Annotated in this window: 12 protein-coding genes; 1 reads left to right on the top strand and 11 read right to left on the bottom strand. The window is 28.0% G+C overall.

The genetic code is table 11. The features are described 5' to 3' along the window. From E6248_RS06965 to E6248_RS06940, 6 genes are all read right to left on the bottom strand, one after another. Positions 1-1,483 (bottom strand): bifunctional UDP-sugar hydrolase/5'-nucleotidase (locus tag E6248_RS06965; protein WP_316340096.1); only part of this gene is annotated, 1,483 nt, incomplete at its 3' end. 146 nt (positions 1,484-1,629) lie between these two features. Continuing rightward, positions 1,630-2,886 (bottom strand): ABC transporter substrate-binding protein, encoded by a 1,257-nt coding sequence (locus tag E6248_RS06960; RefSeq protein WP_316340095.1) that lies wholly within the window; start codon positions 2,884-2,886, stop codon positions 1,630-1,632. A gap of 15 nt (positions 2,887-2,901) precedes the next feature. Continuing rightward, positions 2,902-4,197 (bottom strand): MBL fold metallo-hydrolase, encoded by a 1,296-nt coding sequence (locus E6248_RS06955; protein ID WP_316340094.1) that lies wholly within the window; start codon positions 4,195-4,197, stop codon positions 2,902-2,904. Next, on the bottom strand, positions 4,181-4,999 hold the full coding sequence (locus E6248_RS06950) for a carbohydrate ABC transporter permease (RefSeq protein WP_316340093.1): 819 nt from the start codon (positions 4,997-4,999) through the stop codon (positions 4,181-4,183). The genes E6248_RS06955 and E6248_RS06950 overlap by 17 nt, the downstream gene beginning before the upstream one ends. A gap of 8 nt (positions 5,000-5,007) precedes the next feature. After that, a complete protein-coding gene (locus tag E6248_RS06945; RefSeq protein WP_316340092.1) occupies positions 5,008-5,889 on the bottom strand; it encodes a sugar ABC transporter permease in 882 nt (293 codons plus the stop codon). Next, positions 5,889-6,959, bottom strand: coding sequence for an ABC transporter ATP-binding protein (locus tag E6248_RS06940; protein WP_316340091.1), 1,071 nt, complete (start codon positions 6,957-6,959; stop codon positions 5,889-5,891). The genes E6248_RS06945 and E6248_RS06940 overlap by 1 nt, the downstream gene beginning before the upstream one ends. A gap of 413 nt (positions 6,960-7,372) precedes the next feature. Between E6248_RS06940 and E6248_RS06935 the strand changes: the two genes are divergently transcribed. After that, positions 7,373-7,798: a (deoxy)nucleoside triphosphate pyrophosphohydrolase gene (locus E6248_RS06935; protein WP_316340090.1), complete on the top strand. Its 426-nt coding sequence runs from the start codon at positions 7,373-7,375 to the stop codon at positions 7,796-7,798. Positions 7,799-7,833: 35 nt separating this feature from the next. On the opposite strand, the gene E6248_RS06930 is transcribed toward E6248_RS06935, so the two are convergent. The 5 genes from E6248_RS06930 to E6248_RS06910 form a co-directional block, all read right to left on the bottom strand. Beyond that, a complete protein-coding gene (locus tag E6248_RS06930) occupies positions 7,834-8,448 on the bottom strand; it encodes a sugar O-acetyltransferase (RefSeq protein ID WP_316340089.1) in 615 nt (204 codons plus the stop codon). Between the two features lie 4 nt (positions 8,449-8,452). After that, positions 8,453-9,127, bottom strand: a complete 675-nt coding sequence (locus E6248_RS06925) for an HAD family phosphatase (RefSeq protein WP_316340088.1) — start codon at positions 9,125-9,127, stop codon at positions 8,453-8,455. A gap of 69 nt (positions 9,128-9,196) precedes the next feature. Further along, positions 9,197-9,745, bottom strand: coding sequence for a hypothetical protein (locus E6248_RS06920; RefSeq protein WP_316340087.1), 549 nt, complete (start codon positions 9,743-9,745; stop codon positions 9,197-9,199). 139 nt (positions 9,746-9,884) lie between these two features. Continuing rightward, the gene (locus E6248_RS06915; RefSeq protein ID WP_316340085.1) at positions 9,885-10,778 is read right to left on the bottom strand and encodes an HAD family hydrolase; all 894 of its coding nucleotides are present in this window, start codon (positions 10,776-10,778) and stop codon (positions 9,885-9,887) included. An 82-nt stretch (positions 10,779-10,860) separates the two neighbouring features. Further along, positions 10,861-13,110: an EAL domain-containing protein gene (locus tag E6248_RS06910; RefSeq protein WP_316340084.1), complete on the bottom strand. Its 2,250-nt coding sequence runs from the start codon at positions 13,108-13,110 to the stop codon at positions 10,861-10,863. Positions 13,111-13,136: the final 26 nt, after the last annotated feature.

Below are 13,136 nucleotides of genomic sequence, written 5' to 3'. Positions count from 1 at the left end.
GAATATCTACTTCCTTATTTCTTTGGAAATAATCAATTATAAGTTCACTCATATCCATATTTATTTCTTTAACTACTTCAGCATTTTCATAAGCAGGATATATAGCAGTGTTACTTGCTCTATAGTTATTTAATACTATAGTGTAATCTTTATTTAAATCTATTTCCTCTCCATCTTTCTTCATGGAAATAACTCTATCTCCAAATTCCCTATTTAAATCTATTTCATAAGTTAAACCTGCAAAGGTATCATAATTATAATTTTGAACCTTTGGAACTAAGAATTCATTATTTATCTTAACTTCATTATTTTCTAAAACAAAATATGTGGCACTTTTTTCAATTGCCTCTTTAACTTTGCTGCCCTTTAATTTAAGTACCTTTAAAGTATTAGGATATGGATAATTTATTAATACATCTCTAATTGAAACATTTTTCTTAAATCCAATAGCAGTATCAAATAATGATAAAGCTGAAAAATCTGCGCAAGAAACATCTAATTGGACATCATGTAAGAAGTTTATAAATGGATGTCCCTTAAGTCTTGCAATGAATATATTATCTAAAATAATATCATTTTTAAAATGTCCTATTTCTTTATCTAAGTAATTTTGTAATTCTTTATTAATTTCGATAAATCTCTTTTCTAAATCTTTATTAATCTCATCTTTTAATAATGAAACATCTACTAATTCATAGCTTGATTCCTTAGTTTCAGTATCTATTACTATCTTACTAAAATTTTGTCCATTATGCATTGGTTGTGTACATATAACACCATTTATTTTAGTTATAAATGATCTATGTTGATGACCACTTAAGACTATATCAATTGAATCATAAGTTTCTAATAATTCACTAGCTTGATTTTCTTTTGTTAATTTCTCTGTAGGAATGTTATTACCATCTATACTTTTTTCAAAGCCTCCATGATAGCATACAACAATAATATCACTTTTCTCTTTTAACTCTTTTTCATACTTACCGTATACTTCAACTGGATTTAAAAACTCTAAGCCTTCAATATTCTTTTCTTGCTCCCAGTTAGGTATAAAAGATGTAGTAAATCCAATACATCCTACTTTAAAACCATTTATATCAAATATTCTGTAAGGCTTGCTATCAAAAGCTAATCCTTTAATATTTGCATTAATAATTTTATTTGAAATATCTTTATAAGCAGTATTTAAATAATCTAATCCATAGTTAAATTCGTGATTACCTAATATATAAGCATCATATCCTACATCCTCTAAAAGCTCAGTAATTGGATTAGATTTTAACTTTTGTTTAGATAAATAGTGAGTTAATGCTGAACCTTGAACTAAATCACCACAATCTATTTTCAATGATGCATCATAATTTTTTTCATCTTTTAATATATATGTTCCTATTTTTAAAATCCCTAAAGACTGCTCAGTAACATAGTTAGTTGGATATACAAATCCGTGTAGATCACTAGTTTGATAAATTACTAATTTCATAGTACCTCCGTTTTCAGTTAACAATTAACAATTGTTGATGTAATTTTTTCCTACTAATTTTATTTAGAGAATAGGAGCTGCTTTTAACATATTTATAATAGGTTAAAATAACAGCTCCTTGTAATTCTCTCTATATAATTATAGCATTATTCCCAAATAGAAATTAAAGTATTTTTAAACTCTTCTAATTTCTTTGTTACATCTGTTGTTGTGTCAGCTAATATTGCTTCTAAAACAGTACCAGCTTCACGGTAAGCTGCATCAGCACCAGTCATAACAGGGTTTGTATAAAGATTCTTAGTTGCATCAGCAAGTATTGGAGCTATTAAGCTTCCAGAATTCTTGTATTCATCTGATTCAATAGCACTTTGTCTGATTGGCATATATCCAGTTTCAATACCCCATTGAATTTGCTTTTCTTTGCTAGTTAAGAACTTTAAGAATTCATAAGCAGCAGTCTTTTGCTCTGGTGTAGCACTTGAGAATACATATAAATCAGTACCTTGTTGTAGTGATGCATTTGTTGGGTATGGAGCAGCTCCTACTTCAAACTTATCGCCTACACCTTGCTTAACAAAGTTTTCACCAGCATTTGAACCAACGTACATTCCTACAGTTTCATTACCAAATGGTCCAGATAAGTACTTATCTGTTCCAGCAATTCTAAAGTAACCTTCTTTAACACCTTCTAAGTAGTAATTAACAGCTTTAGCTGATTCTTCACTAGTTACATCAAAGTTATTATCGAATGTCTTTCCTTCACTCTTTAAGAAAGTTGTATAGTAGTTATTTAATGAGTCAAATCCAGCTCCTGGGATGCCCTTCTTATCTTTTATTGTCTTAGCAACTTGAACAAGTTCATCATAGTTTGTTGGAGCTTTTAATCCTAATTCATCAAATAAAGTCTTGTTATACCATATAACTTCTGTTGACTTATTAAATGGCATACCATATATTTTTCCATCTATAGTAGCTGCTTCTCTAAGACTTGCTAATATATCTTCATAATTATCAAATTTTAAAGTTTCATTTTCAATATATGGAGCTAAGTCAGTTACTAGTCCATCTTGAATTGGATTGAACATCCAGTCTGGATAAGCTTGAGTTAAAGTTGGTAAATCTTTAGGACTTGCAACTGTAGCAGTTATTTTTTGTTGTAAATCTGGGTAACTTGATTGATTTTGTAAAGTTACTGTTATATTAGAGTTTTGAGCCATAAACTCATCTGTTAATTTTTGTAGAGATTTTTCTAAGTCTCCATTCATTGCATGCCAGAAAGTAATTTCAACAGGTGAAGTAATTTCTGTAACAATGTCTTCGTTAGATGTTCCTGCTCCCTTTGTTCCACATCCAGTTAATAAACCTAATGAAAGTGTAAGAGCAATTAACTTTTTAAATTTCATTATTTTCCCCTCCGGTTATATAGTTTGTTTCTTTTCTGGTAAAAGAACGTCGCCATTTTCATTATAAAGTTTTTCAGGACGATAAGAATGTATTGGTACTAATAACTTAGGTTTAATTAAGTTAATTATCTTAATTAAATCATAAGGATGAGCATGACCACTACATGAAACTCTTTCGAATTTGATATTTCTTTCTTCGAATTTGTTTACAAATGGTGTATACGCTGGATCAAAATCACCTAATGGCACAGCATTAGAATGAATGTAAATTCCATCTTCCTGTAATTTATCTATATATTCAATGGCAAGTTTATCCAATTGCCAGAAAAAGCTACCTTTATCATTTAATAATTCTTCAAAATCAATCTTAAGCTTTGTATCTAATCCATAATCTGTATTATCTAATTGATAATAATAAGATTCGTATCCAGTTGCTTCCTTAAGAACATAGGAATAATATGCATCTAAAACAACTTTTCTTGAATTAGTTTTTATAATATTTAATATTCTCTCTATATTAGAAATATAGTAATTAAATGTTATTTGCTTATTAGGATTAGTATTAACTATTTCATTTATTCTATCTATTAATTCTGGTTCATTTGATATTTCTCTATCACTAACATCATCGTCAAAGTCTTGGAATGAAACACTTACACCTTCTATTAATAAAACGTCGCATTCTTCACTTTCTTTGCAAAATCTTAATGTAGCATCTTTTCTATATCCATGAAGTCTTATATCTCCAGTATAAGAAATAACTAAATCTGGAGTTTCAATTAATAGTCCACAAGCTCCATATGCATCATGGTCAACTGGCATTACCTTAACTTTAATCTTACCAATTTCTATTACTTCATATTCTTTAACCCCAATTATATCCCTTGTATTCTTCCCCTTATTTTCATGTAAAGGAAATAAGAAATCATTATTAATATTTAAAGTATTTAATAGTGATTTTGTTCCTTCTAACATGTATAAAGGTACTTCAGGATTTAAGTAGTTTATAATTTTAGAATGATCTAAATGCATATGTGATAAAAATACTGCTGTATTTTTAAATTTATTTGCCTTAGATTCATATCCCTTTAATGGAATACTAGGATCAAACATATTATCTAAATATGGCACTAATTTTTCATCTAATAAACCTTGTAAATCTTCAGGCTGTACTGGAGCCTTTGGGTCATATTCACTACCAAAATCGAAGAATATATGACTATCTTCATATACTACTTCAATTATTGTTCCACCAATAGTTAATATACCATTGTGAAAAGTGATTTTTGTCTTCTTATCCTTTAACGCCACTCTTAACAACTCCTCTAATTATTTGTTTTCTAAATATTAAGTATAAAATTAGTATTGGAACAATGGCTATTGTTGATGCTGCCATTTGAAGCTGTACATTTGTACCACTTTCCGTTGCAAATGAACTTAATCCATTACTTAATAATCTCATTTCCTTACTATTTGTAACTAGTATTGGCCATAAGAATGAGTTCCATCCATTAATGAAACTTAAAATTCCCATAGTAAATAATGCAGGCTTTGCTAAAGGTATCAATATTCTTTTTACAAATTCTAAATCTGAACATCCATCCACTTTGGCAGCCTTGTAATAAGATATAGGAATACTTGTTAAGTATTCTTTTAAGTAGAATATATAAAATACACTTGCAAGAGATGGGATTATTAATGCCGTATATGTGTCTAACAAACCAAGCTGTGCTATAGTTTTATAGTTTGTAAATACTGTAACTTCATAAGGCACCATTAATAAAGCAGCCATACCTAATACTAAGATATTTTTGTATTTGAATTCCAATTTTACTAGTGCAAAACTAGCTAATATAGACGTAATTACTGTTCCTATTGTTGATATACCAGAAACAAATATTGTATTAAAGAAATATCTTACAAATGGAGCCTGCTCCATTGCAAGGGAAAAGTTATTCCATTGGAATTCCTTAGGAAATAATGTTGGTGGTATACTTGTTGCTTCTTGATAAGTCATTAAACTTGACAAAATCATATATACAAAAGGAAATAATGTAATAATTGCCATTAACACTATAAAAGTTTTTGATAAAACTAAATTAACTTTCTTCATTTTTTCACCTACTTAGATATTCTTTTTAATATACGATTTTGAATTAATGTGAAAATTAAAATTAAACCAAATAAAATAACTGCTGCTGCCATACCTTGGCCATAACGATTTTCTACATAGAACTTATTGAATATATAGAATACAGCAGTTGTTGCACTATCTGCAATACCAGCTTTACCGTTAAATATAGAGAATACTTGAGCATATACCTTAAATGCATTAATAAAATTAACCATTAATAAAAATGTAATAATTGGTATCATTTGAGGTAAAGTTATTCTAAAGAACTGTTCCATCTTTGTCGCCCCAAACATATCTGCAACCTTGTAATAGCTTTTATCAACATTTCTAAGACCTGAAAGTAATATTATTATATTAAAAGCAAGTCCTGACCAAATCCCAAATATTATTAGAGGAATCATACTCATATTTGGGTCATCTAAGAAATTAAATGGTCCTACATTGAAAAATCCTAATACGTAGTTTACAAATCCATACTCACCATTTAATAAAAATCTAAATACAATACCAACTGCAATTACACTTGTTAAATATGGTATAAAGAATATTGTTTCAAATACATCCTTATACTTAATTTTTTCATATATTGTAATAGCAATAAACATAGATATAATTAGCCCTACAGGGACTACAATAAAAGCAAAAAGCGCAGTATTACCTATAGCAGTATGAAACTTAGGATCTTTAAGTACTATTTCGAAATTTTTAAATCCATTAAATGTTAAGTTATTTAAAGTTCCCTTTTGGAAGGACATAATAAATGTTCTTATCAAAGGTAACACATTAAATATTCCGACGATTATTAAAGCAGGCATTAAAAACAGCCATGCTTGTGGTGAATTCTCTGCTCTATACTTAAACTTCTTCATTAGTACACTCTAACTCCATTCTCTTGGAATAAATAAATTCCGTTATAGTCAATATCAAAGCCTATTTTATCTCCCTCTGATACTTTCTTACTTATATCTGTAATAGACTTTACATTTGTATCATTAACATTAAAGTTTATAATACAATCTTTACCTATTAATTCTATTGATTCAACTTCAGCTGTAAATAATGGATTTGTACTTAATTCAAAGTATTCTGGTCTTATACCTACTATATAGTTTTCTTCTGTTAAGTCACCTTTAAATCTGTCTTTATTTAAAAGGCTTAAATCAATATTAAAATCTTTAGACTTTAATATATTCCCATCTTTTTTCATATCTATTAAGTTAATTATTGGATTTCCCATAAACTTAGCTACAAAAAGATTTTCTGGTTCTAAATAAAGATTTTGAGGTATATCAAATTGTTGAACTATTCCTTCATTCATTAATACAATTCTATCACTTATAGATAATGCTTCTTCTTGGTCATGAGTAACGAAAATAGTAGTTATTCCAATTTCTTTAACTAGTCTTCTAATTTCTTCTCTAATCTTTAATCTTAATCTAGCATCCAAGTTACTTAAAGGCTCATCAAGTAATAATATTCTTGGGTTTTGAACTAATGCTCTAGTTATTGCAACTCTTTGTTGTTGTCCACCTGACATTTCACCTGGTTTCTTATCAGCTAACTCTTCAATACTAGTAATCTTCATATACTTTTTAGCTATTTCCATAGCTTCATTTTTAGGTTTTTTATTTTTACCAACAGTTAGTGGAAACATTACATTTTCTAAAACTGTCATATGTGGATATAAAGCATAGTTTTGGAATACTAAACCAATTCCTCTATCTTTAGGATGCTTACCTACAACCGATTCATTACCAAATCTTATATCCCCATCACTTGGGTCTAGAAGTCCAGCTAATAAGTTTAGGATAGTAGTCTTTCCACAACCACTAGGACCTAAAAGACAAACTAATTCACCTTCATTAATTTTAAGGTCAATGCTTTTTAAAGCTTCATAACCATTGCTATAAACTTTTTTAAGTTTTTCAATATGTATCATGTGCCACCTCGAATAATTATTTTTTCTATTAAGCTTTTATCTGTACAAATTATACTATACTAAATATATAATTTTATGACAATATATTATATTTTTTTACTTTATTTTTAACATTCTATTAACTTTTATATCTATATCTAACTATTAGTAATAACATTAAGATAATTTTACATTTATGAAAATTTAAGTATTTTTTATGCTCTAGTTATAGTTTTTGAAATATAAAATTAATTATACAAAATATAATTTATTAACTATCCCCAAGATTTAAATATACCATAATTTTCCCTGCTTTAGAAGAATTTTTTCCTTTTTTCACTATATTTTTTTTAAACACTTTTACATAAAAATATAATTATTTCTATGTAAATTAATTATTTTCTGTGATATTATCATTTTAGAGGTGAATAACTGTGAAAAAAATTATTAAAGTTATAGGTGCAATTATTGAAAATGATAATTCTGAAATACTTTGTGCTTTAAGATCAAAAAACATGTCACTTTCTGGATTCTGGGAATTCCCAGGAGGAAAAATCGAAAATGGTGAATCTCCAGAAAAAGCTATAACTAGGGAAATTTATGAAGAGTTAGGTTGCAAAGTGGAATTTTCTTCTTTATTTAGTGCAACTACATATGAATATGATAATTACATATTAAATTTAATGGTAGCAAAATGTAAGTTAACTAAGGACAACCCGTTAGCTAGAGAACATGCTAAGCTACTATGGCTGCCAATAGATTACATAGAAAGTTTGAATTGGGCTCCTGCTGATATTCCAACTGTAAAAAAACTTATTTTAAAACATAATAAATATTGTAAGAATAATAATTTAATTTAAAAATGGTTTCCGCATAAATTACGGAAACCATTTTATTATCTCTCTAAATCACTATAATACTCTTCTTTTTTCTTTTCCCAATAAACTTTATCTTCTTCTGTAATTTTTCTTAAAACCCTACAAGGATTCCCTACAGCTATTACATTATCAGGGATGTCCTTTGTTACTACTGAACCTGACCCTATAACTACGTTATTCCCTATACTGACTCCTGGGTTTATTACTGTACTTCCACCAACCCATACATTATTCCCAATCTTAACAGACTTACCAAACTCTAATCCTGTATTTCTAACTTCAGCATCTATAGGATGTCCTGCAGTATAGATACAAACTCTTGGAGCAAAAAATACATTTTCTCCGATATCAACCTTGCATACATCTAAAATTATACAGTCATAATTAGCGTAAAAGTTATTACCAACAGATATATGACATCCATAATCACATCTAAAAGGAGGCTCAACGTAAATATTATCTCCTGTTTCTTCGAACAACTCTTTTAATAATTCCGCTCTATATTCTTTTTGCTCTTCAGTTGTGTTGTTAAATAATCTAGTTAACACTCTACACTTCTTCATATCAGCCTTAATCTCTTTGTCATTAGCCATATATAAATCTCCAGCTAACATTTTTTCTTTTTCGGTCATGCTACTAACTCCCCTTCAAAAGTTTATTGTTTAAAACTATATTTTCTTTTATTTCATGTAAATTATTAAAACTCTTATAACAATATTTTTTAATTTCATTATCCGCTTTCTTTAAGTCCTCTACATGTAACACTTTCATATTCGCCTTATACGCTGCCATTACACCAGCTAAGGAATCTTCAATAACTAAACAATTCTTTGGATTAGAATCTAACTTATCTGCAGCTTTAATGTATATTTCTGGATTTGGTTTAGTCTTTTCAACTTCATCCCTACATATTACTTCATCAAAATACTCTCTAATCTTCGCCTTTTCTAATTGTTTATTCATTCTTTCTCTATCCGAAGAAGTAGCCAAAGCAATTTTATAATTCATATTTTTTAGGATATTAAGAATTTCAACTACTCCTTCTTTTATAGGTACATGCTTTTCTATCTCTTCTTTTAATAAAGCATCTTTTTCCTTGTACATCTTTTCTATAGAGAGATCATCTCCAAACTCCCTTAGAAAAACTTTCTTCACATTTTCTCTACCAGTCGCTATAACTTGACTATATATTTCTTTAGTCATTTTGTATCCATACCTTTTAAAAACATTTTTCCAAACCTTTAAGTATATACTTTCAGTATCAAAAAGCACTCCATCCATATCAAATATAACTGATTCTACTTTCTTCATATAAACTAGGGGCAATCCTCCATCTATTTCTTTATCTATTTCTGCATCTAAAGTATTATTAACTACTTACTACTCTTTCTTTTTCTCCATATATTCCATTAATTTAATATAATTTTTTTCTGATATTTCTAACTTTTCCTTATAGTTTTCTAATTTAGTATTAGAACTAACTATTTTATCATAATTCGATAGTGTTTCTAATAAGGATTTCTTTAATTTAGGAATAACATCTATTATAATTTTTATTCCTGTAACATATTCCTCATCACTAATGGTAAGGCATTTAAACATTCCAGAAGTATATCTTCCATCAGACAACATATAAATATATCTATCTTTCATTTCCGAAGAAAAATCAACCTCTATTTTATGTTTATACAATCTAAAAACTATATCTTTATCTTCTACTATTACTGGGAAAATAGAAGAAAATAACCTAACTACATCTTCTTCTTCATCTGCTAATCCAGTAAAATCATGTTCATTTATTTTTTCTAATATATCATCAGTAAAAATAGTAGTTTTTATCTTTTTAGCTAATTTAGCCTTAAATTTTTGTTCCTTTTCTTCGCTAAATAATTTATCTATTGAATCAAACAACTCTGCAATTTTTCCCATAATAACCTCCTACAAATTAATATTAGTAAGTTTATTTTAATATCTTAAATTCAATTATAGTTTATTTAAATCATTCTAAAGTAACTAAAGTGATGCAAATAAGTCCTACTTACTTTACACCACTTAATCGGTCTATTTATTAATTATTATTAGATTTTAATATAACATCTAATTTATTATCAACAGCATAATTAATAGCCTTTGACACACCTAAATCATCGTTAGCTGCAGTTATATATTTTGCAATGGCTTTAACTTCATCAATTGCATTTTTCATAGCTACGCTTTCTTCAAAAATTTCAAACATAGAATAATCATTAAAACTATCTCCAAGAATCATAACTTCATTATTAGCAAGACCTCTTCTTGAAGTTATTTTTTCCAATATAATTCCTTTTTGCGCATTAATATCTGTAATTTCAATATTATCTCTAAAAGATGAAGAAATAGCTAATCCATCTATCTCACTTAATATCTTCTTCATATTATCTATAAGCTCAATATCGTTATGAAAGGCTACAAATTTTCTTACTTCTACTCCACCTTTGAAAAATTCATCTATATTATCTATATATTGAAGACAAGTGAAAAAGCCTAAATTTTCTGCAACTTCTCTTGCCTCATCCTCAGATAATTCTGGATTAAAACTCATAGTTCTAAATATAATTTCTTTTAAAGCCTCTTCTTCAGTAGAAGTTGTGAATATCCCTTTATCAGTAAAAATCCTAGCCGAAAGATGATGCTTATCTAATAACTCAATTATTTTTTTAGCACTTTCTTCTTTGATATTAATAACTTCTAATATATTTCCATCTTCATCTCTGTATTCTGCTCCATTTGAAAGCACACACTCTACTTTTAAATTATGTTTTTCTAAAAGTCCCTTTACACTTTCGTATTCTCTACCTGTAGAAATAGCAAAGGTCATACCTAATTTTTCAGCCCTTTTTATCGCTTCAACTGTTTCTTTATCTATGTCATGGTTACTATTTAATAAAGTTCCATCCATATCTGATGCTATAAATTTTATCATAACTATTTCAGCCTCCATATCTCTTTTATCTTATAGTCTATATTTTCCCTTACTCTATATTATCATACCTCTTTAATTAATCTCAAATATTGTCACCATTACTTAATTTATCTCTTAACTCTTTTGCTGTCATAGGTTTATAATAATAGTATCCTTGTGCAATATCAAATCCCTTTTCTCTTAAAAAATTAGCTTGTGGGATCGTCTCTACACCTTCAGCAACTGTGCATATATTAATATCCCTAGCCATATTAACTAAATTATGCAGTATAGCTTGTCCTTTTTTATTATCTTCTAAATTAGTTAAGAATCCTCTATCAAACTTTAAGTAGTCTACTTTCAAATCTTTTAGCGCATTTAAAGATGAGTATCCTGATCCAAAGTCATCAATATAAATTTTAAATCCAGCATTCTTTAGCTTCTCCATTACATTTATAATTAAATCAGTATCTTCAAAAAATGCACTTTCAGTAAGCTCAATCCCTATTCTACTTGGCTCTACATTATGATTATTAATTATCTTTAATAATTCATCTACTAAATCTAAATCAGATAAATGTGCTCGAGATAAATTAATAGATACTGTTTTTGGAACAACTATTCCTTCTGATTCCCATTTCTGAATATAAAATGCTACTTCATTAAACATATAATAATCTAATTTCTTTATAAATTGATTTCTTTCAAATAAAGGAATAAATTTATCTGGATAAATTATGCCTTTTTCAGGATGATACCATCTAACTAGTGCCTCTGCTCCTATAATTTCTCCAGTTTCAAAGGATACTTCAGGTTGAAAATACACTTTAAATTGCTTTTCTCTTAGTGCTTTATCCATATAGTTTTCAAGTTCTTTTTCCATTAGCATTTTTTCTCTTAAATCCTTAGTGTAAAAAGCCCCTGTAGTTTTATGGCCGCCCTTAGCTCTTTTTTTTGCAAGGTTTGCTCTATCTACTAATAAATCTAAAGGATCCTTTTTATTATCTATTATGCATATACCGTAATTTAAAATAAACTTATAAGAATAAATTCTTGCACTCATATTTTTAATTACTTTATCTAAATCATTCAATATATCTTTTGTTATACTATCCATTCGATTTAATATGCTATCTTCATCTGTATATTCTAGAAGAATTAGAAAGTTATCAGCATTATATCTAGCATAAATCTCATTTTGCTTTAAATTTTCGCAGATACCAAAAGCAATATGTCTTAAAATAATATCGCCATGTTCATATCCAAAGACATCATTAACAACTTTAAACTTATCTATATCTAACGTTACTAATGCATAACTATTTTTATACTCTCTGCTCATTCTTTTATTAAAATCATCAAAAAACGAATTATAATTTGGCCCATTAGTAACTGAATCTACAAATGCTATTTTCTCTAATTTATAATCAGCTTTTCTTTTTGAATAAATAATATATGTTACTATAATCAAAAGTAATATTGACATGCTAATCCACATTAAAGAAGATACTTTATTTAAACTAGTTATATTTTTGTCTATAATACTTGCGGGAACAATAGATATGATATACCAATTATTTATGCCTACTGGAGCATAAGCTATATATTTGCTATCATCACTACTTGATTGTGTTTTTAGAACTCCTTTATCAAACTTATTTACGGAATCAACAAAAGTATTGTTATTTTCGAACTTAACTTCCCTTAAATCAGTAATACTGATATCATAGTTTTTATGATTTTGGCTTGTAATAATATCACCACTAGAATCTACTAATGCTAAATAGCCTTCTCCCCCTAAAATATTTACATCTAATAACTTTTTAAATTCAGAAATTGCTTTCGCTGCAGCTAATACACCTACTACGTCATCATTTTCATCAAATATTGGTACAGCAAATGTACTACCTAACTCTCCACTAACTCTATCTTGCATAAATTCAGAAATACTTTCTTCTCCATTCATTGCTTTTTGAAAATATTCTCTATCTGAAAAGTTAACACCTTTGAAGTCCTTAGAGTACCCATATCCATTAGGGTCAATTAATCCGATTATTTGAAAACTTGATTCTTGGACATAATTATTCAATATATCTTTCATCTCATCTGAGTTGTATCCACTTTTTAAAGAAAGGGCTATACTTAAATTTTTAAGTTCAGTAATACTAGACTCAAGCTTAATATTCATTATATCTGTAGTTCGATCTGCTACTTCCAACAATCTTTCTTTTGTATCATCATTTAATACACTACTCATATAAGCTAAATATGTAAACGAACAAATTAATGCAAATACTATAGTAATAGAAAAAGCAGCAACTACTTTTAAAGTATAGTTTCTTTTCCGCTTCATTTTTCACCCCCTATGTCCAATTAAAG

The sequence above is a fragment of the Clostridium sp. genome, from assembly GCF_032552055.1.
Classification (GTDB): Bacteria; Bacillota; Clostridia; order Clostridiales; family Clostridiaceae; genus Clostridium.
Note: the sequence above shows the minus strand (reverse complement) of the source record. Positions and strands in the feature narration are given on the sequence as shown.

Coding starts and splice junctions, on each gene's coding strand:
- E6248_RS06915 (WP_316340085.1), bottom strand. CDS start 10,778: ATGATAAAATTTATAGCATCAGATATGGATGGAACTTTATTAAATAGT.
- E6248_RS06960 (WP_316340095.1), bottom strand. CDS start 2,886: ATGAAATTTAAAAAGTTAATTGCTCTTACACTTTCATTAGGTTTATTA.
- E6248_RS06940 (WP_316340091.1), bottom strand. CDS start 6,959: ATGATACATATTGAAAAACTTAAAAAAGTTTATAGCAATGGTTATGAA.
- E6248_RS06920 (WP_316340087.1), bottom strand. CDS start 9,745: ATGGGAAAAATTGCAGAGTTGTTTGATTCAATAGATAAATTATTTAGC.
- E6248_RS06930 (WP_316340089.1), bottom strand. CDS start 8,448: ATGACCGAAAAAGAAAAAATGTTAGCTGGAGATTTATATATGGCTAAT.
- E6248_RS06910 (WP_316340084.1), bottom strand. CDS start 13,110: ATGAAGCGGAAAAGAAACTATACTTTAAAAGTAGTTGCTGCTTTTTCT.
- E6248_RS06950 (WP_316340093.1), bottom strand. CDS start 4,999: ATGAAGAAAGTTAATTTAGTTTTATCAAAAACTTTTATAGTGTTAATG.
- E6248_RS06925 (WP_316340088.1), bottom strand. CDS start 9,127: ATGAAGAAAGTAGAATCAGTTATATTTGATATGGATGGAGTGCTTTTT.
- E6248_RS06945 (WP_316340092.1), bottom strand. CDS start 5,889: ATGAAGAAGTTTAAGTATAGAGCAGAGAATTCACCACAAGCATGGCTG.